The organism is Veillonella sp. T14073-2, assembly GCF_002959875.1.
Taxonomy (GTDB): domain Bacteria; phylum Bacillota; class Negativicutes; order Veillonellales; family Veillonellaceae; genus Veillonella; species Veillonella infantium.
Genome location: NZ_PPDC01000006.1, coordinates 248456 through 270266, shown reverse-complemented (window position 1 = coordinate 270266; position 21811 = coordinate 248456). Strand labels below are relative to the sequence as shown.

General features: G+C 37.0%; 23 protein-coding genes and 1 riboswitch. All 23 genes read right to left on the bottom strand.

From position 1 onward, the window contains the following. Window position 1: 1 nt before the first annotated feature. Window positions 2-1018: an RIP metalloprotease RseP gene (gene rseP / locus VCHSUH04_RS04760; RefSeq protein WP_105085572.1), complete on the bottom strand. Its 1017-nt coding sequence runs from the start codon at window positions 1016-1018 to the stop codon at window positions 2-4. Between the two features lie 8 nt (window positions 1019-1026). Further along, window positions 1027-2172, bottom strand: coding sequence for a 1-deoxy-D-xylulose-5-phosphate reductoisomerase (locus tag VCHSUH04_RS04755; RefSeq protein WP_105085571.1), 1146 nt, complete (start codon window positions 2170-2172; stop codon window positions 1027-1029). A gap of 18 nt (window positions 2173-2190) precedes the next feature. After that, window positions 2191-3015 carry a phosphatidate cytidylyltransferase gene (locus tag VCHSUH04_RS04750; RefSeq protein WP_105085570.1) on the bottom strand — a complete coding sequence of 275 codons (825 nt, stop codon included), beginning with the start codon at window positions 3013-3015 and terminating at the stop codon, window positions 2191-2193. Window positions 3016-3018: 3 nt separating this feature from the next. Continuing rightward, entirely contained in the window at window positions 3019-3783 is a 765-nt protein-coding gene (locus VCHSUH04_RS04745) for an isoprenyl transferase (protein ID WP_105085569.1), read from the bottom strand. Further along, entirely contained in the window at window positions 3764-4015 is a 252-nt protein-coding gene (locus VCHSUH04_RS04740; protein ID WP_105085568.1) for a hypothetical protein, read from the bottom strand. The genes VCHSUH04_RS04745 and VCHSUH04_RS04740 overlap by 20 nt, the downstream gene beginning before the upstream one ends. After that, complete coding sequence (frr, locus tag VCHSUH04_RS04735) at window positions 4015-4575, bottom strand: ribosome recycling factor (protein WP_005386731.1); 561 nt, start codon at window positions 4573-4575, stop codon at window positions 4015-4017. Before frr ends, VCHSUH04_RS04740 begins: the two co-directional genes overlap by 1 nt. 5 nt (window positions 4576-4580) lie before the next feature. Further along, the gene (gene pyrH / locus VCHSUH04_RS04730) at window positions 4581-5306 is read right to left on the bottom strand and encodes a UMP kinase (protein WP_024066541.1); all 726 of its coding nucleotides are present in this window, start codon (window positions 5304-5306) and stop codon (window positions 4581-4583) included. Between the two features lie 62 nt (window positions 5307-5368). After that, entirely contained in the window at window positions 5369-6049 is a 681-nt protein-coding gene (tsf, locus tag VCHSUH04_RS04725; protein WP_105085567.1) for a translation elongation factor Ts, read from the bottom strand. 115 nt (window positions 6050-6164) lie between these two features. Then, entirely contained in the window at window positions 6165-6878 is a 714-nt protein-coding gene (gene rpsB / locus VCHSUH04_RS04720) for a 30S ribosomal protein S2 (RefSeq protein WP_060924643.1), read from the bottom strand. Between the two features lie 246 nt (window positions 6879-7124). Continuing rightward, window positions 7125-7775 (bottom strand): ribulose-phosphate 3-epimerase, encoded by a 651-nt coding sequence (gene rpe, locus VCHSUH04_RS04715; protein ID WP_105085566.1) that lies wholly within the window; start codon window positions 7773-7775, stop codon window positions 7125-7127. A 1-nt stretch (window position 7776) separates the two neighbouring features. Continuing rightward, window positions 7777-8640, bottom strand: a complete 864-nt coding sequence (gene rsgA / locus VCHSUH04_RS04710; protein ID WP_105085565.1) for a ribosome small subunit-dependent GTPase A — start codon at window positions 8638-8640, stop codon at window positions 7777-7779. Between the two features lie 7 nt (window positions 8641-8647). Beyond that, the gene (gene pknB / locus VCHSUH04_RS04705; RefSeq protein ID WP_105086001.1) at window positions 8648-10573 is read right to left on the bottom strand and encodes a Stk1 family PASTA domain-containing Ser/Thr kinase; all 1926 of its coding nucleotides are present in this window, start codon (window positions 10571-10573) and stop codon (window positions 8648-8650) included. 27 nt (window positions 10574-10600) lie between these two features. After that, on the bottom strand, window positions 10601-11302 hold the full coding sequence (locus tag VCHSUH04_RS04700; RefSeq protein ID WP_105085564.1) for a Stp1/IreP family PP2C-type Ser/Thr phosphatase: 702 nt from the start codon (window positions 11300-11302) through the stop codon (window positions 10601-10603). Next, entirely contained in the window at window positions 11295-12341 is a 1047-nt protein-coding gene (gene rlmN, locus VCHSUH04_RS04695; protein WP_105085563.1) for a 23S rRNA (adenine(2503)-C(2))-methyltransferase RlmN, read from the bottom strand. The genes VCHSUH04_RS04700 and rlmN overlap by 8 nt, the downstream gene beginning before the upstream one ends. A gap of 18 nt (window positions 12342-12359) precedes the next feature. After that, window positions 12360-13715, bottom strand: a complete 1356-nt coding sequence (gene rsmB, locus VCHSUH04_RS04690; RefSeq protein ID WP_105085562.1) for a 16S rRNA (cytosine(967)-C(5))-methyltransferase RsmB — start codon at window positions 13713-13715, stop codon at window positions 12360-12362. Beyond that, window positions 13708-14490 (bottom strand): DUF116 domain-containing protein, encoded by a 783-nt coding sequence (locus VCHSUH04_RS10425; protein ID WP_105085561.1) that lies wholly within the window; start codon window positions 14488-14490, stop codon window positions 13708-13710. Before VCHSUH04_RS10425 ends, rsmB begins: the two co-directional genes overlap by 8 nt. Next, complete coding sequence (gene fmt, locus VCHSUH04_RS04680; RefSeq protein WP_105085560.1) at window positions 14474-15484, bottom strand: methionyl-tRNA formyltransferase; 1011 nt, start codon at window positions 15482-15484, stop codon at window positions 14474-14476. Before fmt ends, VCHSUH04_RS10425 begins: the two co-directional genes overlap by 17 nt. Next, the gene (gene def, locus VCHSUH04_RS04675) at window positions 15477-15965 is read right to left on the bottom strand and encodes a peptide deformylase (protein ID WP_105085559.1); all 489 of its coding nucleotides are present in this window, start codon (window positions 15963-15965) and stop codon (window positions 15477-15479) included. The genes fmt and def overlap by 8 nt, the downstream gene beginning before the upstream one ends. Window positions 15966-15978: 13 nt before the next feature. Continuing rightward, entirely contained in the window at window positions 15979-18162 is a 2184-nt protein-coding gene (gene priA / locus VCHSUH04_RS04670; RefSeq protein ID WP_105085558.1) for a primosomal protein N', read from the bottom strand. Window positions 18163-18224: 62 nt separating this feature from the next. After that, entirely contained in the window at window positions 18225-19415 is a 1191-nt protein-coding gene (gene metK / locus VCHSUH04_RS04665; RefSeq protein ID WP_105085557.1) for a methionine adenosyltransferase, read from the bottom strand. A gap of 49 nt (window positions 19416-19464) precedes the next feature. Then, window positions 19465-19565, bottom strand: a riboswitch (SAM riboswitch). 144 nt (window positions 19566-19709) lie between these two features. Then, complete coding sequence (gene coaBC / locus VCHSUH04_RS04660; RefSeq protein WP_105085556.1) at window positions 19710-20903, bottom strand: bifunctional phosphopantothenoylcysteine decarboxylase/phosphopantothenate--cysteine ligase CoaBC; 1194 nt, start codon at window positions 20901-20903, stop codon at window positions 19710-19712. Window positions 20904-20956: 53 nt separating this feature from the next. Beyond that, complete coding sequence (rpoZ, locus tag VCHSUH04_RS04655; RefSeq protein ID WP_060924653.1) at window positions 20957-21172, bottom strand: DNA-directed RNA polymerase subunit omega; 216 nt, start codon at window positions 21170-21172, stop codon at window positions 20957-20959. 4 nt (window positions 21173-21176) lie between these two features. After that, complete coding sequence (gene gmk / locus VCHSUH04_RS04650) at window positions 21177-21806, bottom strand: guanylate kinase (protein ID WP_105085555.1); 630 nt, start codon at window positions 21804-21806, stop codon at window positions 21177-21179. Window positions 21807-21811 lie beyond the last annotated feature (5 nt).

The following is a 21811-nucleotide window of genomic DNA, read 5'->3' as shown; positions in this document are numbered from 1 at the left end:
CTTATAGTAATCGGAATATATCCTGAGTTGTTACATATAAGAATAATGCTACCATCAAAGCAACACCAACCATTTGAATATACATAAGTGCCTTAGCAGGTAACTTACGACCTGTGACAGCTTCAGCCAAAATAATAATTAAATGACCACCATCTAATACAGGTAATGGCAAAAGATTAATAACCCCTAAGTTAATACTTAAAAATGCTGCAAAACTTAATAGTGGCGCAAAGCCAGATTGTGCAATAGTACCAGCCATTTGTGAAATCCCTACAGGGCCAGATAGCTCTGCTGCCTGTGTGCCTCGAATCATATCATATAAGCCACTTAACATAGCAACAATTGTTTGACCTGTGCGAGTAACGGCTAAACTAAAAGATTCTCCAATACTATAAGTTTCTCGAGTATAACTAGGATAAATACCAATTTTAGGACTATCCTGTTCCATTTTTGGAATCACTGTAGTTTCTACAGTTTCTCCTTCTCTATCTACTACAACAGTAACACCATGATTGGCAGTACCTTGTAGGCTAGGGCGGATTTCATCCCATGTAGAAATCTTTTTACCATCGATGGTAAGAATTCTATCGTTAGATTGTAAATGTGCCTGTTCAGCAGCGCTACCTGGGATGATATTACCAATAACAGGATCATTTGTATACGTGAGATTACCTACTGTTGCATTGAGACCAAAGAATAAAACTATGGCCAATAAAAAGTTAAATACAGCACCTGCAGAAATAACAATAAATTTCTTCCATGCAGGTTTAGTATAAAATGAGCGCTCATTAAGAGGCTCGTCAGCTGTCATACCTGCAATACGATTAAATCCACCAAGAGGAATGATACGAATCGAGTATAAAGTTTCCCCTTTTTGAACCTTGAATATGGCAGGTCCAAAACCAATAGCAAATTCGTCTACTTGCATACCTGACATTTTTGCTGTAATAAAATGGCCTAATTCATGAATAAACACGATTAAACCAAATACAAATATTGTGGCTAATGCCGTTGTCATATATACTCCTATACCATCAATGATGTGGCCTTTTCTCGAGCCCATCTATCAATGGCCAATAAATTGTCTAATGTAAAGTCATCTTCAGGTCCCATAGATTCAAGGACTGATGTGACGACTTTATAAATATCACCAAAGGCGATTTTATCATCTAAAAATGCATAAACTGCAGTTTCATTTGCAGCATTAAACACAGCTGGTTTAAAACCGCTTGATCGGCCCACTTCATAAGCAAGACGAAGAGCCGGGAAATCATCATATCGAGGTGGCAAGAATTCTAATTGTAAAGCCTTTGAAAAATCTAGGTGATTCATATGTAAAGTTTCACGTTTAGGATATGTCAAAGCATACTGAATAGGCTCCCTCATATCAGGATTCCCCATTTGTGCTAAGATGGCCCCATCTTTCATTCGTATCATTGAATGAACAATGCTTTGTGGATGTACCACTACGTCAATATGATCAAAATCAAAACCAAATAGCCAATGAGCTTCAATTACTTCTAACCCTTTATTAAATAGAGATGCAGAGTCAATCGTAATCTTGTTCCCCATATTCCAAGTTGGATGACGTAGGCAATCAGCAGCTGTGGCAGTTTGAATTTTATCAGAGTCCCAAGTGCGTAAAGGGCCACCAGAAGCAGTAACAATTAAGGAATCAACATTCTCGCGATTTTGCCCTTCTAAACACTGGAATATTGCGCTATGTTCACTATCAATAGGTAGAATTTGTACGCCATACTCCTTAGCCAAAGATGTAATCAATGGTCCACCAGCAACTAATGTTTCCTTATTAGCTAGACCTATAGTCTTACGTTTCTTTATAGCCTCTACAGTAGGTTCGATACCTGCAGCACCAACAATAGCAGTTACAACCATTGTTGCTTCTTGAATCGTAGCAGCAGCTATGAGTGCTTCCTTACCGCCCACAAGTTTTGTAGGACCTGTATAGCGTCCTTGTAGTTCTTTAAAAGCACTTTCATCAACTAGACCGGCTACTAATGGCTGATATTCTTTAATTTGTTTTTCTAAGAGGTCAATATTATGATGTGCCACTAAGGCAACCACCTTGAATTGATCTGGATGTTGAGACACTACATCTAGTGTCTGTGTACCGATTGAGCCAGTACTGCCAATAATACTTAGGTATTTCATAAGCTTACCTCTATTAGATTAGAACGAGAATAGTAATATATAAATCAATGTAATAGGTGCCGTAAATAATAAGCTATCAAACCGATCCAATACACCGCCATGACCTGGTAATAAAGTACCAGAATCTTTCACATTACATAATCGCTTAATCTTTGATTCAAATAAATCACCTAATGGTGCAAGTATACCGCTAATCATACCAACATGAATACCCATCCACCATGGAATACCTACGATATACGAAAATACAGCACCTGTAATAATACAACCAATAAAGCCACCAATAAAACCTTCTAATGTTTTATTAGGACTAATGGATGGAACAATTTTATGTTTACCAAAAGCACGACCCGCAAAGTACGCAAAAGTATCACTAGCCCATGTGGTAAACAATACTAGCCAAAGAGTAATTGTTCCCCAATTATATAATTCAAATGGCATTGATAAAGACATGTAAATAGAGTCATGACGAATCATGAGCAAAGAAATCATGCCAATACCAACATATAATAAACCAAATACACTAAAAGAAACGCTAGCTAAAGAGTATTTATTTTCACCAAATGTACATAACATATAATTGGCTGATAAACTCAATACTAATATAGCTATTGTTAAAATATACTGATGACATGCAAAAGCAATCATCAATAATAAAATACTAATATAACCCCATAAAATGGATATTCGCACATGTTTAGCCTTGCCGAGCAAAACAAACTCACGCCATCCCAATAGAGCTAATAATGTAATAAGAACATCATACACAGATCCGCCTAATGTAATGGCCCCTAAGGCAATAATAAAACCTATAACAGCGGTTATAACACGTGTTTTTAACATTTTTTATTCCTCATCACGTAAGCCACCAAATCGGCGTTCTCGTTTTTGATATGCTGCAACAGCTTCCAATAATGTTTCTTTAGTGAAATCCGGCCAATGTAAATCAGTAAACCAGAATTCAGCATAAGCTAGCTGCCACAATAAAAAGTTACTAATTCTAAAATCACTACTTGGACGAATTAATAAGTCTACGTCACTAAACTCTTTAGTGAAAAGTTGAGAGCTAACATAGTCTTCTGTAATATCGTCTGTAGTTAAAGTTCCATCTGCAACAGAGTTTGTAATGTTGCGGATAGTCCTAACTATTTCATCACGCCCACCATAGTTTATAGCTAACTGTAAGGTAAGGCCTGTATTATTCTGAGTTAATAATTCTGCATCGCGAATAATCTTTTGAAGCTCCTCTGAAAGAGCACTAATATATCCAATAAAGCGAATGCGTACATTATGTTCATGCATATACTTAACATTATTGTTTAAGTATTCTTTTATGAGAGCCATAAGTAAAGAAACTTCCTGTTCAGGACGCTTCCAGTTCTCTGTGGAGAAACCATATACCGTAAGAGCTCTAATTCCAATCTCATCTGCAGCAATAACAATCTGCTTTAATACGTCGGCTCCTGCACGATGCCCCATAGATCGTGGCATCCCTCTTCGTTTAGCCCAACGACCATTGCCATCCATAATAATAGCAACATGTTTTGGTATCGCATTACTATCAATATCAGGCGTATCAGATGGTTTACGGTTAAATAATTTCTTTAGCATAGTCTACCTCGATAGAATTTCCGAAGTCGCTGGCAATCATTGGTCTATACACTAGTATATGTAAACACTCATCAACCTTGGTAATACGTGCTACATAAAGTCCTTTATCGGCAATATCAAAAAAGCGATTAAAGGATCCCCCAATCATTACCTTAAAAGGAATATGGGCAGCCTGCAAACGAGACTTTGCAAGCTGCCATGGCATTCCAATAAGGCTATTAGAATCTAACATTATACTTCTAATACGTCCTTTTCTTTTACTGCTTTTAACTCATCAATCTGCTTAATTTTAGCATCTGTAAGTTTTTGGATTTGATCTAAACCGTCTTTAGCATCATCTTCAGTAATTGTTTTAGCTTTTTCTTCTTTTTTCAATGCATCATTTACATCACGACGAATATTACGTACTGCAACTTTAGCATCTTCAGCTTTTTTATGAACAACTTTAACGATTTCTTTACGGCGCTCCTCAGTTAATTGAGGAATAGTTAAACGAATTTGAGCACCATCATTACCTGGGTTTAAACCAAGATCGGATTGTAAAATTGCCTTTTCAATGGCACCAATCATAGTTTTATCCCAAGGTGCAATTACAATCATGCGAGGCTCAGGTACAGAGATATTCGCAACTTGGTTAATTGGAGAAGGGCTACCATAATAATCAACCATTACTTTATCAAGCAATGCTACACTAGCACGGCCTGTACGAATAGATGCGAATTCATGTTTTAAAGCCTCAATAGACTTATTCATGCGTTCTTCTGCTTGTTGTAACAATTCTTTAATTTCCATTTGAATTATTCTCCTCGAACAATGGTACCAATTTCTTCACCTTTAGCGGCTTTTGTAATGTTACCCGGAATGTCCATGCTAAATACAATAATAGGAATATTATTATCTTTACATAAAGTTGTGGATGTTGCATCCATAACCTTTAATTCTTTTGTAATGATATCATTATATGTTAATTCATCAAATTTAACGGCATTAGGATTCGTTTTAGGATCGGAATCATATACACCGTCAGCGAATTTCTTCGCCATCAGAATTGCATCTGCTTCAATTTCAGCAGCCCGTAATGCAGCAGTCGTATCTGTAGAGAAATATGGTTTACCAAGACCAGCACCGAAGATTACGATACGTTTTTTCTCTAAGTGACGAATGGCACGACGACGAATATAAGGTTCTGCAATTTCTTGCATTTCGATAGCAGTTTGAACGCGAGTATCTACGCCTGCTTGTTCTAATGCATCTTGCAATGCTAAGGAGTTCATTACTGTTGCTAGCATACCCATATAGTCAGCTGTAGCACGATCCATACCTTGGTTACTACCAGCTAACCCTCTCCACAAGTTACCGCCACCAACAACAATTGCGATTTCTAAATCGGTGGATTTTGCTAAAGCCGCAATTTCTTTTGCAAATTCTTCAACAACATCAGGGTTAATACCAAAACCTTGTTCACCCGCTAATGCTTCACCACTTAACTTCAAAACAATACGTCTAAAGTTTCTCTTTGCCATGTGTTTACTCCTCTATTGCAAAATAAGAGAACACTGTACGGTGTTCTCTTATTATATCTTAATTATTTACCAACAGATGCCATTACTTCAGCTACGAAGTCATCTTGGCGTTTTTCAATGCCTTCACCCAAACCGTAGCGAACAAAACGACGTACGTTGATGTTTTCACCGATTTTTGCAATATTTTCATTAATGATATCAGTAACGGTTTTGTCACCATCTTTAATGAACGCTTGTTCTAATAGGCAATTTTCTTTATAGAATTTTTCAATACGGCCATTAACCATTTTTTCCAAAACAGCTTCAGGTTTTGGTTTACGACCTGCTTTAACGTCTTCTTCAGCTTCTGCTTTAGCTTGTTCCAACAATACTTGTTTTTCATGTTCGATTACTTCAGCAGGAACTTCTTCACGATTTAAGTATGTAGGATTAACAGCTGCGATTTGCATAGCGATATCGCGTGCCAAGTTTTGGAAATCATCAGTTTTAGCAACGAAATCAGTTTCACAGTTAACTTCTACCAATACGCCGATACGACCACCAGCATGGATGTAAGATTGTACAACACCTTCAGCTGCGATACGACCAGCTTTTTTAGCTGCAGCAGCTAAACCTTTTTCACGAAGAAGGTCAACCGCTTTTTCGATATTACCGTCAGTTTCAACCAATGCTTTTTTAGCGTCCATCATACCTGCGCCAGTCATGTCGCGCAATTCTTTTACCAAAGCAGCAGTAATTGCCATTATTTTATTCCTCCTAGTACTAATTAAGGTAAGGATATAGTCCTTACCCTAATTATATATGTTATAGATTTATCTTTCAAATGCTAATCAGAAATGATTAAGTAGCTTAACAGAATTATTCTGCAGCTTCAGCACCGTCCAAGGATTCGCCTTGACGACCTTCAAGAACAGCGTCAGCCATTTTACCAGCCAATAATTTTACAGCACGGATAGCGTCATCATTTGCTGGGATTGGGAATTCTACTTCATCAGGGTCACAGTTAGTGTCAACTGTTGCAACAACTGGAATACCCAATTTTTTAGCTTCTGCAATAGCAATTTTTTCTTTTTTAGGATCAACTACGAAAAGAGCACCTGGCATTTTAGGCATATCTTTGATACCGCCAAGGTATTTTTCCAATTTTTCCATTTCATGACGAAGACCGATAACTTCTTTTTTAGGCAATACTTCGAAAGTACCATCTTCTGCCATAGCTTCCAATTGTTTTAAACGTTTAATACGAGTTTCAATTGTTTTAAAGTTAGTCAACATACCGCCCAACCAACGTTCGTTAACGAAGAACATGTTAGCACGGATAGCTTCTTCTTTAATAGCTTCTTGAGCTTGTTTTTTAGTACCTACGAACAAGATTACTTCGCCTTGGGAAGCAACTTCGCGTAAGAAAGAGTAAGCTTCTTCTACTTTTTTAACTGTTTTAGACAAGTCAATGATATAAATACCATTGCGTTCAGTGAAGATGAATTTCGCCATTTTAGGGTTCCATCTTCTAGTCTGATGACCAAAGTGTACACCAGCCTCTAATAATTGTTTCATTGATACTACTGCCATTGTGGCACCTCCTGTTAATTAACCTCCGCCGCTTCATCCTTCGGGTCACCCAAAATTAGGCACAGTACCGAAGTCCACCGACGTGCATATTTTTCATACTTGATAATTTTAACAAAAATTTATGGTAAAAGCAAGCAAGGAGTGAGGATTTCTTAAAGAATTCCTCACTCCTAAAATTTATAAAATCTATAGAGTTAATAATATGGATTAGTTACTATATATATCAGTACTTTATCAAAAATAATATTAATTATTTCTAATAGCTTCAATCATATGTGCTCGGTCATCAGCACCAAATACAGCAGATCCTGCTACTAAAACAGTAGCACCTGCTCTTTTAATTGGGACACATGTAATATCATTAATGCCACCATCTACTTCAATAACTGCAGTTGTATTATCAACTTCCTCTAGTAGCATTTTAGCTTGCTTAACTTTTTTAATAGCATTTGGAATAAAAGATTGCCCACCAAAGCCAGGATTTACAGACATAATTAAAATCATGTCTAGGTCAGCAGCCACATCCTCTAACAAGGACACTGGTGTACCCGGATTAAGTGCAACCCCTGCTTTCATGCCACATTGTTTAATATGCTGGATTAAACGATGCATATGTGGCACAGTTTCTTGATGAAATGTAAAATACTCTACACCAATCTTTGCAAATTCTTCTACATAGTCACCAGGATTTGTAACCATTAAGTGAACATCAAATGGTAATTGTGTATAAGGACGGATTGCTTTCACGATAGGTGTACCAAATGTTAAGTTTGGTACAAAATGACCATCCATAATATCAATATGCAATAAATCAGCTCCAGCTAATTCAATAGATTTTATTTCTTCACTTAATGTTGCAAAATTTGCAGAGAGCATAGATGGTGCAATTTTAATCATTTTAAAACCTCTTTCGTTGACTTTCTATGTCATTACGTATAGACATATATGCATCATATCGTCCTTGATGAATATGGCCTGCATCTAAAGCATCTTTTATGCCACAAATAGGTTCATGTTCATGATAACAAGGATTAAATTTACATGTATCAACATAATTACTAAATTCAGGGAATAACGTGGGTAACCGTTCTAATGAAACATCGTTAAACTCAATCGCACTAAATCCAGGTGTATCCATAATAAAAGAATCTGAATCCAAACTATATAAAGAAGCATGACGAGTGGTATGTTTACCGCGCTTTATTTTGTCACTAACCTCCCCCGTTTGGAATGCAAACTTAGGATCAACAGCATTTAATAGACTACTTTTACCAACACCAGAAGGGCCTGCAAAGGCAGTTACCTTATGCTCTAACACATGACGTAACTCATCAATACCTGTCATATTATATGTAGATGTCATCAATACTTCATAGCCGATAGATTTATAAAGCTTTACCATGGCTTCTGTATCTGGATCCATCAAATCACATTTGTTAATACATAATACAATCGGGATATCTGCATGTTCAATCATGACAAGCATTTTATTTAGTAAAAGCTCATTAATATCTGGTTCATGAGCAGCTACAACCAATACAACTTGATCAATATTAGCTACTGCAGGTCTAACCATGGAATTATGACGATCGAGGATGGATTCAACGAATCCATCCTCAGAAATCGTAACACGATCACCGACAAGTAAACTATAGCGACCTTTCTTTAATCTACCTCGAACTTTACATTCATGAACAGTACTTGCATCATCTTGTACATAAAAGTAACCATTCATATTTTTGACAACAATACCTGTAATCATAATTCCCCTATAATGCTGTTTCTTGTACTAATGCACCATTGAGATAAACCTCAATACGAACATTACCTACACCAGACACTTTTTTAACAATACGATCTCCAGGTTTATTTGTATCATCGTAGATAACAGCTGAACCGTCATCATCTTTTACGACAATTTTTAACTCTTGGTTTTTAGAGCCTGCCGGTACTGTAATATCTACCGTACCAGTGGTTTTATTACTACTACTGTCAGATTTTTTATCATCTTTCTTTTTGCCATCTTTATATTCAGTAGTTAGATTTACTGCAGTACCTTCATCAATTTCATCGCCAGCTTTTATGCTTTGTTCTGTTACAATAGATTTCTCCTCTACAGAACCAGCGACTTGATTAACACCAAGATGAGCATTACTCAATGTATCTCGTGCATCTTTTAAAGTCATACCAATAACATTTGGCATTTGAATTTTTTTAGCTTTTGCTTTATTTACAACGAGATCAATTGTTGTACCTTTAGAAACTTTAGAATCACCAGATGGACTTTGAGCTATGATAACACCATCAGGTTTATTATCTACAGACTGTTGTGTTACTTTACCAACAACTAAACCAACATCTTTAAGTCGTTGTCGAGCTTGGTCTACTGTTAAACCAGACAAATCCGGTACTGTAATATCACCAACACCTTTAGATACAACAAGGTGAATTGTACGTTGTTCTTTAACCTTCTCTCCTGCACCTGGTGTTTGAGAAATAACTTGACCAGCTGGTACATCAGGATTAGTAACCTCGCTTGTAGAAACACGCAAATGTTTATCTTCTAAAATATTTTTAGCTACAGAAACTTGTTTCCCCACAACATTAGGTACATCTACAGTTGTGTTACTCCAGAAATTACCATAACTCAAGAAGGCACCTAAGAAAGCTACTAAGAAAATTACAGCAGCCCCTAGGACGATATATTTTTGTGGGATAGATGCTATTTTACTTAACATGCTCTTCTTTTTACCCTCATCTTTTTGCTCTTCTTGAATATCACTGAAATCCTCAAGTGCTTCAGGATCAACAGCTGGAATCATTTGAGTTGCAAAATCATACGGTTCATGACGTTGAGTTTTCCCCATTGTAAAGCCTTGAGACAATCGTAAATCACTTATCATGTCAGAAATAGAATCAAAACGATCTACAGGGTTTTTAGATAATGCCTTCATTACGACAGCTTCTAAAAGCGGTGGGATTGAAGGATTATATCGAGTTGGAGGGGCTACTTTTTCACGTACATGTTTTAATGCTACTGCAATTGGAGTCTCCCCTTCAAAAGGAACTTTACCTGTAAGCATTTCATATAAAACTACGCCTAAAGAGTAGATATCAGTATTACCATCTACTGGTTTCCCACTAGCTTGTTCAGGTGATAAATAGTGAGCAGAGCCTAAAATTGAATTCGTGTACATAACTGTATTAGTAGCATTCATAGCTCGAGCAATACCAAAGTCAGTTACTTTTACACGCCCCGTACGAGTAATAATGACATTATGAGGTTTAATATCACAATGCACAATTCCCATCGTATGCGCGTGTTCTAACCCCTCTGCGATAGCAATAGTGAATTTTACAGCCTCGTCTATGGATAGTCTTCCATGTCGCGTTATATACTCTTTTAATGTTTCACCATCTACATATTCCATAATGATATAGTGTAAATCTTGATCAAACCCTACATCATACATATTTACAATATTAGGATGATTTAGTTTGCCCGCCGCTTGTGCTTCTCGTTTAAAACGCGTAACAAACTCATCATCATTAGCAAAGTTAGCATGCAATACTTTAATTGCTACTTGTCTACCTAATAAGGTATCTTCTCCAAGGTATACGTCAGCCATTCCGCCAACGCCAATTTTGTCAACAATTCGGTAGCGGTTATCTAGAAGTATACCTTTTATATTCATAGTACTCATTATTTCTCCATTTCTAGATTAGATTGTTCCCACCACAATGGTCACATTATCTCCTGCTCCGACATCATATACGGCTTTCATCAATGATTCTACAACCTTCATATCATCATTATTAGATTGTAATGCACTAGCAATAACATCATCTGATACATAACCACATAGTCCATCAGTGCAAAGTAAAATACGATCACCTGGAAGAATAGATTCTACACCACTATCAACCTCTAAAGTATCATCAACCCCAACTGCACGGGTCAATAAGTTTCGTTGAGGGTGATTTAGCATTTCATCCTTTGTAATCTCTCCAGCAGTTAATAATTCTTGTACCATAGAATGATCTGTAGTAATTTGTCGTAAAAGACCATCTCTATATACATACAAACGACTATCACCAACACTTGCCCAGTATAATTGGTCACCATCAACGGCCGTAACAACAGCAGTAGTGCCCATACCAGCAAGACGTTCTTCATGAGCTACGCGATTGGCTATACGTTCATTGGCATGAATAATAGCATCACATAAATCTTGTTGCCCCACTGTTTCAAGGGAGGCTAAATACTCTTTAATTTCATCAACAGCATAGGTACTAGCGATTTCACCGCCACTATATCCACCCATGCCATCAGTGACAGCACAAATAGGACCGTCTATAAAAAATCGATCTTCATTGCGCTGACGCACAAGTCCAATTTTACTTAAACCAACAAAATTATTCATGATTCTCCTTTTTCCGACCATGAGCTGCTTTTAATTGCCCACATGCGGCTTGGATTGCATCGCCCATCTCTTTGCGTACCGTTACAGACACACCATAGGAAGCAACGATGTCTTTAAATGTATTCATATTCGTAATAGATGGTTTATATAATTCTATATGTTCATTGCCATTAACAGGTATTAAGTTAACATGGCAATTTGGGAAATCTTTACAGATTCGCCCCAATTCATGAGCCTCCTCCATAGATGCATTTACTGAATCTATAAGAATATACTCAAAGGTGATACGACGTTGAGTCGTATCATAATAATATTTTACCGCATCTAAGACTTCCGTCAATTCATAACGAGCCCCAACTGGCATAATACTACGACGCACTTCATTATTTGTAGCATGTAATGAGAGTGCCAAAGTTATAGGTAATCCTTCATCAGCTAATTTATAGATGTTCGGAACCCACCCACAAGTGGAAATAGTCATCTTTCGATAACTAATATTACAAATCATAGGATCATGTAATAGTTGCAGTGACTGCAAAACATTATCATAGTTTTGTAATGGTTCCCCTGCCCCCATAACTACAACAGAGTGGATTTGCTCTTTTGTAAGAGCTCCAAAAATAACGACTTGTCCAATGATTTCAGACACTGTTAAATCACGATATAAACCACCCTGTGTAGAGGCGCAGAAAACACAGCCCATAGCACACCCTACTTGAGAAGAAACACATACAGAGTATCCATAATGTTGCTCCATTAAAACGGCTTCTACCCGGCTTTGATCTGTCATTTCAACAAGGATTTTACGAGTCTTCCCATCTGGAGATACAGACTCAGTAATTAATGTTGGTAAAGAAATAACACAGTTATCACTTAACCATTGACGCAATTCTTTAGGAAACTGCGTCATCTCTTCAAAATCAAATATATATCTATGATAAATATAGTCTATTAACTGTTTCGCTCGAAACTTTTGTATATTATGGGTCTTAAAGATAGATTGTAACTCTTCTAAAGACTTACCCAATAATTCTATCATGGTACTCCATTTCTATTATTATGATATGCGTTTTACACGAGCCATAAAGAATCCATCCATCTGATCTCGTGGCGGATATGTTATAATCATACCCTCTACAGCTTGTGGCAATCCATCAAATGATACAGGATCAATGATAAAGTTCTTATGAGTTGCTAGGAATTTTTCTAGTACATCCTCATTTTCCCCACTATTGATAGTACAAGTAGAGTATACTAAATATCCATCAACTTTAACCATTTCAGCAGCTTTTTCTAATATTTCAAGCTGTAATGGAGGCAAGTCAGTAAGTAAAGATTCTGTTTTACGCCAACGCATATCCAATTTTTTTTGTAATATGCCAAGTCCAGAACACGGTGCATCTACTAAGACGCGATCGAATTGTTCTTTCCAATTATCGGGTAAATAACGACCGTCTTGTAGCTTAGTTGAAACAATGGATACTCCAAGTCGTTCAGCATTTTGATTCATAAGCTCCAATTTATGATCGTATATATCACAACTCATAATAGCACCCGTATTATTCATGAGACTTGCCATATGCATAGACTTACCACCTGGTGCAGCACAGCAATCCAAGATACGGTCCCCTGGTTGGGGGTCTACTACATGAGCAACGAGCATAGATGCTTTATCCATAAAGGTAATATGACCTTCTATAACTGGTTTTACTTTTTCTAATTGACCTTGGTGACTATCAATATAGACTACTTCGTGAATATCATTGTCCTGTTCAATAGTCCAACCTAAATCTCGTAGTTCTTTTAAGCAATCCTCAATAGATACTTTTACAGTATTTATACGTGCTGTCAAACGAGGTTGTTCATTAAACCAAGCACAAAGATCTATAGTCTTATTCTTCCCCATTTCATTCATCCATAAATTAACTAACCATAAAGGTTGATTATAAATGAAAGAAATTTCTTCAGCCTCAGACTTAGCAAGTTCACCAATAGAAATAGTACCACTTTCACGTAATACTGAACGTAATACAGCATTTACAAAGCCAGATAATCCTCTAGTTAACTTTTTTGCAAGTTTTACAGATTCATTGACCGCTGCACTTTCAGGGACTTTATCCATATAGATAATTTGATAAATGCCAAGTCTAAGGATTTCTACAACCATGGACGATAATTTCTTTAATGGTCTTTTCGCGAAATGAACAATAATGGCATCTAAATAATTTTTTCTACGGATGACACCATAGACTAACTCCGTGAAAAATCTTCGATCTAAATCGGATAAATGATATTTTTGTAAATACTCTTGTAACATGATATTGGCATAAGCACCATTACGATTAATATCACTCAAAGCTTTCACGGCGAGCAATCGAATATTTAGTTGTTGATTCGTTTTAACTTCAGTCATCGTTTTTCCTACCAATTAATTGTTCAACTGCGGCTCGAACACGTTCAGGATCTACTGTAGTATTGCAACAAGGTCCATTAGGTCTTTCATTTAAAACGCCAATGACAGGTATGGGAAATACATCAGCCATACCACTTGCTAAATCACGTTCACAAGCAATAGCTACAATAGCCTTTGGTCGTGCTTCTTTTACCTTCATTCGCGCTAATGTACCACCTGTTACCACTATAAATTGACAGCCATACTCTTTAGCAATTTGCAATAAACTTCCAACTTGGCATCTACCACATTGCTTACAATTGTATACATCATGTGTAACCTTATGAACACATGAACTTTCCTGTAAACAATGAGGTGTCAATAACAATATACGTTCTGGATCAACTGTATACATATCAAGCATCACTAGATGATTAATTAAGTCAATCATAGACTGACGCAATTGATCCTTAGTAACCCCTCTCACTTTACCAATCAATAGGGACACTGGAAACAATCCATATATAAACTGGTTAGCAAGCCTTAAAACAATAGGATGTAACCGTAGTATACCGAAACTAGCAATAATCAAGGATGCGCACAATAACCATATAACACAAATGCATACAGAAAAAATCACTGTACTTATTATGGGTGCAATAGGATGTAATTGTGATAGCCCAGGCTCTAATATATACATTAGAAATCCCATAATTACAGTAATTATGACACATGTAATTGATGATAATATCAGGTATAACGGATACGTTTCGTACTGCTTATATTGAGTCTCCAAAAACGATACCTTCCTTAATCTGATGTCCATTAATAAAATCAATAGCAGAAATGCGCTTTTTATTTTCTGGTTGGACTTCTGTCAATAAAATTATATTTCCATCACCACAAAATACACCTAAACCGGCTATTTTAGATACGATTGTACCAGGTATAGTTGTGGCTGATATAGCAATTGGTACATGTTTACCATGGATATCTATCAAACCGTGAGTCGTATCACTTGGAACCACTTCACCAGACCATACTTTTAAACGTTTTCCATCGAGGTACGTATAACATCCAGGAGCTGGATTAAGACCTCTAATAAGGTTTGCAATTTCATTAGCAGGCTTAGACCAGTCTATGTGCCCCATTTCTTTTGAAATCTTAGCAGTATGTGTAGCCATTGTATCATCTTGTGGCGTAGCCACAATTTCTCCATTAACCCACCGAGTTAATACGGGAACAATAGTTTCGCCACCAAGCACCGCCATACGTTCAAATAATTGACCTGTTGTTTCACCACACAAAATATCAGTCTCTACTATGTCAATAATATCGCCTGTATCAAGGCCATCATCCATATGCATAATTGTAACACCTGTCTTAGTATCACCATTTAATATGGCATAATGAATTGGTGCAGCCCCTCTATACTTAGGTAAAATAGATGCATGTACGTTAATACATCCATATTGTGGTAAACGAATAAGCCATGGCGGTAAAATTTTACCGTATGCAATAACCACTACTACGTCGGGATTTAGAGCTTCTAGTTCTGCTTGTACTCGTTCATAACGTAATGTTACCGGTTGGAATACAGGTAAATTATGTTTTAAAGCTGCCACTTTTACAGGTGGCATTTGAACTTGTTTACCGCGACCTTTTTGTTTATCTGGCTGACAGTATACACCAACAATAGAGTGACCAGCCTTTATTAATGCTTCCAAAGTAGGAACCGAAAAGTCAGGCGTCCCCATAAATACGACGCGCAATTGTTTTTGATTAGACAATTTCTTTCTCCTCTAGGTGATCAGTAATCAATCGTAAGTTAGTTGCTTTTTCAATAAACAAATGACCTTCTAAATGATCAATCTCATGTTGAAAAATACGCGCTAAAAATCCTTCAGCTTTAATTGTTACCTTTTTATTATGAGGGTCTATACCTTTAACGGAAATTTTGTCGAATCTTTCCACATCGCCAAAATACCCTGGTACACTTAAACAACCCTCTGGTCCCACTTGAGATCCCTCAGCATGTGTAATTTCAGGATTAATTAATGCAATGAGACCACTACCGGCATGATCATCTACGACGATAATTCGTTTTGACACTGCTACTTGAGGTGCAGCAAGTCCAACGCCCTCAGTTTCATACATTGTTTCCGCCATATCATCGATAAGGGCTCTAAGTTTTTTATTAACATGTTCTACAGGTTCCGCAATTTGTTTTAAAACGGGGTGACCTGCTTTCACAACATCTAATACTGCCATTTATACTCCTATACTAAACAGGATCTACATCAATCAAAAGTCCTTCTTGTGTGAAGATCCATGAATTATATATATATTCTTTTAAATTTGATAAGTCAGTACCGCGAATCATAATCGCTAAACGATACATATCCCGTACTTTTTTGATACTTGCTTCATAAGGTCCATTAATAAAGATATCGGTATCACCTTTATGAGCCTCTAAATCGCTTACAATGCGATTAGCAATGGTCTCCAATGTGTCCCTGTTCTGATGACGCACTACCATATGTATCATCTCTCTAAATGGAGGATATCCTAAGGCTTTACGATTTTGAATTTCTTCATTGTAAAAGCCTACATAATCATGAGCCTTACTCTTTATTATAGCATAATTTAACGGATTATATGTTTGTATTACTACACTGCCCGGTTTATCACCACGACCAGCCCTGCCAGATGTCTGTGTAAGTAAATCAAAAGTTCTTTCAGATGCGGAATATACAGGAATATTTAAAACTGAATCAGCCGTTAAAATACCAACAGCTGTTACATCTTTAAAGTCATGACCTTTTGACACCATTTGTGTTCCCAGTAAGATGTCATATTTATGAGTCCCAAAATCATGTAAAATATCTTCTGCTAATTGTTTGTTTTTAGTTACGTCTTGATCAAGGCGGGCAATGCGAGCCGATTTAAAATGACGTCGCAACTCTTCCTCCACCTTTTGTGTACCTGATCCAAAGAATTTAATGCGTTTACTATTACAATTAGGACATATAGTAGGAATTGGTTCATGATGTTCACAATAATGGCACCGTAATTCTTCACCTGCTTGGTGATACACCATAGCTACATCACAATGAGGACACATAATAGTTTCCCCGCAATCTCTACACATAACAAATGTATTGTACCCACGTCTATTCAAAAGAATAATCATTTGGTTATGTTCATTCAATGTTTTTTGAATTAAGCTACTCATAGCATCAGAAAAAACAGAATAGTTGCCATGAAGAATTTCTTCCTTCATGTCCACAATAGTTACTTTTGGCATTGGTTGTTCAAAAATACGATGTGGTAATTCAAGCAAATGATACTCCCCTTGCTTAGCTTTGTAATAGGAGGTTACAGATGGTGTTGCAGAACCTAGTATTACAGGACAACCATGTGCTTCCCCACGCCATAATGCAACATTTCTAGCATGGTAACGAACCATGTCCTCTTGCTTATAAGAAGTATCATGCTCTTCATCTACTACGATAAGTCCAATATCCTCAGCTGGAGCAAATACTGCTGATCGTGCACCAATGATAATATGACTATCCTTGCGACGTAAACGCTCCCAGTTATTATTGCGTTGTTGAACTGTTAATTTACTATGAAATACTACAACTTCATCTCCAAAGGTTTCTACAAAACGACGCACTATCTGATCTGTCAAAATAATTTCTGGAACCAAAATAATAGCAGTTTTATCTTGGCTAATACATTTTGCTGTAGCTTTTAAATACAATTGAGTTTTTCCACTACCTGTTACGCCATGCAACAAAAAGGTTTTATGCTGATGTGAATTCATCACCACTTGTATCGGTTCATACACAGCTTGTTGTGCATCAGTTAATGGTATATTTACTTCTTCTGTTAATAGTTCATCAAAAGAGGTTTTTGTAGCTTTAAATCTAGATTCAATAGTAATCCCCTTAGCTTCACTAACTTGTTTAATGACCATTCGAGAAAAACCTTTAGCCAATAATAAAGCTTTTGATGCGCCCCCTACTTCAAGTAAATATTTTGCCAACTCTCGTTGTTTCTTTTTTCGTTCACTAAATTGTTCTACCGTGAAAGCAGGTGTAGTGACAAGCCATTCTTCCTTAGGCGCTTCATAAGATTTTAGGGTTTTATTAACTGTAAATAAACGCAATGCATCGCCATAAGAAAATAAATAATATTCATTTAAACGACGAGCAGTATCCATCATTTCAGGTGTGAACCAAGGTTCATTATCTAATACTTGAACAATATTTCGCAATGTAAACTCAGGGGGCTCTCTTAATTCTTCATAACCAATCAGAATTCCCTCTTCGCGACTATTACCTAAAGGAATAAGTACACGTGTACCAGGTAAGACATTACCAAACTTTTCAGGCATTAAATAGCTTAACGGTTTATGAAGTTGTTTGGCCGCTCTATTAATAATAACTTTTGCGACACGCATACATTATATCCTTTCATTTACTATAAAAGGTCTCAGTAGAAATTCTACTAAGACCTTTTGTATTATAAGCCAGCTTCAGCTTTTAAAATTGCTGCTTTGTCAGTACGTTCCCAAGGTAAATCTACATCAGTTCTACCGAAGTGACCATATGCTGCAGTTTTGCGATAATGAGGTTTTAACAAATCAAGCATTTCTATAATACCTGCTGGACGAAGGTCGAAATGTTTCTTAACGAGTTCTTGAATTTTAGTTTCCTCAACATGACCTGTACCAAAGGTATCAACTAAGATAGATACAGGATGAGCAACGCCGATTGCGTAAGCAACTTGTACCTCACATTTATCAGCAAGACCTGCTGCAACAACGTTTTTAGCTACATAACGAGCTGCATATGCCGCAGAGCGGTCCACCTTGGATGGATCCTTACCAGAGAAAGCGCCGCCACCATGACGAGCCATACCACCATAAGTATCTACGATGATTTTACGGCCAGTTAAACCAGCATCACCATGAGGACCACCGATTACGAAACGGCCAGTTGGGTTAATGAAATATTTTGTGTTTTCATCAACAAATTCAGCAGGCAATGCTGCATCGATAACAAAGCGTTTTAAATCAGCTTTAATTTGTTCTTGCGTAACTTCAGGGCTATGTTGCGTAGAGATAACAATTGTATCAATACGTTTTGGTTTACCATCAACATATTCAACAGTCACTTGAGTTTTACCATCTGGACGAAGGTAAGTTAAGGTGCCGTCTTTACGAACTTCTGTAAGACGACGGGATAAACGATGAGCCAAAGAAATAGGCATTGGCATAAGTTCAGGTGTTTCATTAGATGCATAACCAAACATCATACCTTGGTCACCAGCACCGATTTTATCTAGTGCTTCACCATTACCATCTTTAGATTCAAGAGCTTCATCTACGCCCATCGCAATATCAGCAGATTGTTCATCAATAGAAACAAGTACACCGCAAGTGTCGCAGTCAAAGCCAAATTTTGCACGTGTATAACCAATTTCACGAACTGTATCACGTACGATGCGAGGAATATCTACATATGTATTAGTAGAAATTTCACCTACTACATGAACTAGACCAGTAGTAACTAAAGTTTCACAAGCTACACGAGCAGTTGGATCCTTTTCAATAATCGCATCCAAAACAGCGTCAGAAATTTGGTCAGCTATTTTATCTGGATGGCCTTCAGTAACAGATTCAGAAGTAAAAAACATATGTTTTTCAGCCATTTTATCCTCCTAATACGAAAAAAAGCCTCTCATGTACTCATGAGAGACCCTCCCATCTAACGACATTTGTCATAGGAATTAGCACCTTTTCCTCTTGGAATGGTTGCTGTAGCTTCACAGGGCCTATCCCTCCACTACTCTTGATGAGTTACAGAAATATTATAGTGTATTTACAGTGATAAAGCAAGTCATTATTATATCTATTTAGCTTCTTCTAATGCTAAATCATGCTCTGCCTTATGAAGGGCACTATCAATTACAAACTACAAACATAAGAGACTCTCATGTATCGTGTTATTTATTTTTTACTAATTCCACAACTTCTTTCATAATATTATGGGCCAATTCAGATTTTTTCATATTAGGTATTTCTTTATGATCTTTATGAGGATATAAGAAGTAACCTTCATTCGTATCTACATTAAAGCCTGCATTAGATTTACTAACATCATTTGCTACGAGCATATCTAAGTTTTTTCTAATTACTTTATCTTGACCATATTTAATAACATGCTCAGTTTCTGCTGCAAAACCTACAAGAATTTGATGAGTCTTTTTAGCACCTAAACCTTGTAATATATCTGGATTTTTAACAAGTTCTAATGTCATGGACTCCATTTTCTTTATTTTTTGTTCTGCCTTGTGAAGGACTCTAAAATCAGATACTGCTGCCGCCATGATAACCACATCTACCTCGCCATATCGAGATTCAACAGCATTTTGCATAGATAAAGCAGAGTCAACAGGAACAAAATCCACTCCACTAGGTACGTCTAAAGATGTCGGTGCACTGATCAATATAACGTTAGCCCCCATCCGGGCTGCTTGCTCAGCAATAGCATACCCCATCTTTCCACTAGATCGATTACCAATATAACGAACAGGATCAATATTCTCTTGTGTACCACCAGCTGTAACAAGTACTGTAATACCTTCAAGTTCATTAGTTTTGCACATCTGTGATTCAAGCCAATCTACAATGGCTTCAGGCTCTGGTAAACGCCCAACACCGGTAACCCCACAAGCAAGCCATCCTTCCGCAGGTTCCATAATATGGTAGCCAAGAGAACGTAAACCTTCCAAATTACGTTGAGTAATCGGATTGTTATACATTTCTGTATTCATAGCAGGGCAAAGATATTTTGGAGCCTTAGTAGCCATTATTGTTGTTGTTAGCATATCATCTGCAATACCGGCATATATTTTACCAATTACATTTGCCGTAGCCGGAACAACCACATATGCATCTGCCCATGTAGCTAATGCAATATGCTCCACATCCCATTGATGTACTTGTTCAAACATGTCGATAGCTACAGGATGTCCACTAATTTCACCAAATGTAAGAGGTGAAGCTATATGAGTGGAATTTTGAGTCATAACCACCTTTACTTCAGCACCTTTTTTACGAAGTCTGCTCACTACTTCAATTGCCTTATATGCAGCAATACCTGCAGATACAGCGACAATGATATGTTTTCCTCGCATTTTCTTCTCCTTTTAAAAATTCCTTGTATCAATGATACAAGGAATTGTTGTTCTTATTTAATGCCTTCTTTAGTGCGTTTATAAGTTACTTCACCTTCGGCAATTTCATAGAATGCCAAGGATACAGGCTTGTCAGTTGCATGTGTAGATTCAGCTAAGCATGGTTCGCCATCTGTTAATTCACGAGCACGTTTAGCTGCCAATGTTACCAAAGTATATTTACTATCTACTTGATTTTCCAATTTTTTCAATGGAGGTTTTACCATCATACTATCACTTCTCCTTAGACTCTTGATACTGTTTATAAATAAATTGAATTTGCTCTTTATTGCGACTAATCTTACAGGATTCAGCTCGTAAGATAGATGCAACCTTCTCAGATGCCTCTCCGAGATCATCATTTACAACTATATAGTCATAACGATGGGCTAATGCCAATTCAGAACAAGCTAATGACAACCGTTTATCAATAACTTCTTTCGCATCTGTACCGCGATTATGTAAGCGCTCAGATAACTCAGTTAATGACGGTGGTACTATATAGATAAATACAGCATCACTAAAACGTTCTTTAACTTGCATAGCACCTTGAATATCAATTTCTAACAGTACACTTTTACCATCATCCAATAAATCCATTACATGTTGCTTCGGTGTACCGTAGTAATTATCATATACTTTTGCATATTCTAAAAATGCATCTTCACTTAATAGAGTTTCAAACTCTTCTTTCGAGCGAAAGAAGTAATTAATCCCTTCCACTTCACCAACACGAGGTGCCCGTGTGGTCATTGAAACGGAATATACTAAATTAGGCATTTCCTTTCGAATATTCGCACAAATCGTACCTTTACCTGCGCCAGATGGCCCGGATATAACGATTAATAATCCTCTGTCTGACATATGTA

What these genes read in the sequence shown, in the direction of transcription:
- rpoZ (WP_060924653.1), bottom strand. Translation starts at nt 21,172, where the DNA reads ATGATGGTAAAACCTCCATTGAAAAAATTGGAAAATCAAGTAGATAGT.
- rpsB (WP_060924643.1), bottom strand. Translation starts at nt 6,878, where the DNA reads ATGGCAGTAGTATCAATGAAACAATTATTAGAGGCTGGTGTACACTTT.
- coaBC (WP_105085556.1), bottom strand. Translation starts at nt 20,903, where the DNA reads ATGCGAGGAAAACATATCATTGTCGCTGTATCTGCAGGTATTGCTGCA.
- priA (WP_105085558.1), bottom strand. Translation starts at nt 18,162, where the DNA reads ATGCGTGTCGCAAAAGTTATTATTAATAGAGCGGCCAAACAACTTCAT.
- rsgA (WP_105085565.1), bottom strand. Translation starts at nt 8,640, where the DNA reads ATGATTACAGGTATTGTTGTCAAAAATATGAATGGTTACTTTTATGTA.
- rsmB (WP_105085562.1), bottom strand. Translation starts at nt 13,715, where the DNA reads ATGACTGAAGTTAAAACGAATCAACAACTAAATATTCGATTGCTCGCC.
- rlmN (WP_105085563.1), bottom strand. Translation starts at nt 12,341, where the DNA reads ATGATAGAATTATTGGGTAAGTCTTTAGAAGAGTTACAATCTATCTTT.
- VCHSUH04_RS04740 (WP_105085568.1), bottom strand. Translation starts at nt 4,015, where the DNA reads ATGTTAGATTCTAATAGCCTTATTGGAATGCCATGGCAGCTTGCAAAG.
- gmk (WP_105085555.1), bottom strand. Translation starts at nt 21,806, where the DNA reads ATGTCAGACAGAGGATTATTAATCGTTATATCCGGGCCATCTGGCGCA.
- rpe (WP_105085566.1), bottom strand. Translation starts at nt 7,775, where the DNA reads ATGATTAAAATTGCACCATCTATGCTCTCTGCAAATTTTGCAACATTA.
- rseP (WP_105085572.1), bottom strand. Translation starts at nt 1,018, where the DNA reads ATGACAACGGCATTAGCCACAATATTTGTATTTGGTTTAATCGTGTTT.
- def (WP_105085559.1), bottom strand. Translation starts at nt 15,965, where the DNA reads ATGGCAGTATTAGATGTTGTGAAAGCAGGTCACCCCGTTTTAAAACAA.
- pyrH (WP_024066541.1), bottom strand. Translation starts at nt 5,306, where the DNA reads ATGGCAAAGAGAAACTTTAGACGTATTGTTTTGAAGTTAAGTGGTGAA.
- pknB (WP_105086001.1), bottom strand. Translation starts at nt 10,573, where the DNA reads ATGAATATAAAAGGTATACTTCTAGATAACCGCTACCGAATTGTTGAC.
- VCHSUH04_RS04700 (WP_105085564.1), bottom strand. Translation starts at nt 11,302, where the DNA reads ATGAATAATTTTGTTGGTTTAAGTAAAATTGGACTTGTGCGTCAGCGC.
- frr (WP_005386731.1), bottom strand. Translation starts at nt 4,575, where the DNA reads ATGGAAATTAAAGAATTGTTACAACAAGCAGAAGAACGCATGAATAAG.
- tsf (WP_105085567.1), bottom strand. Translation starts at nt 6,049, where the DNA reads ATGGCAATTACTGCTGCTTTGGTAAAAGAATTGCGCGACATGACTGGC.
- metK (WP_105085557.1), bottom strand. Translation starts at nt 19,415, where the DNA reads ATGGCTGAAAAACATATGTTTTTTACTTCTGAATCTGTTACTGAAGGC.
- VCHSUH04_RS04755 (WP_105085571.1), bottom strand. Translation starts at nt 2,172, where the DNA reads ATGAAATACCTAAGTATTATTGGCAGTACTGGCTCAATCGGTACACAG.
- VCHSUH04_RS04750 (WP_105085570.1), bottom strand. Translation starts at nt 3,015, where the DNA reads ATGTTAAAAACACGTGTTATAACCGCTGTTATAGGTTTTATTATTGCC.
- VCHSUH04_RS04745 (WP_105085569.1), bottom strand. Translation starts at nt 3,783, where the DNA reads ATGCTAAAGAAATTATTTAACCGTAAACCATCTGATACGCCTGATATT.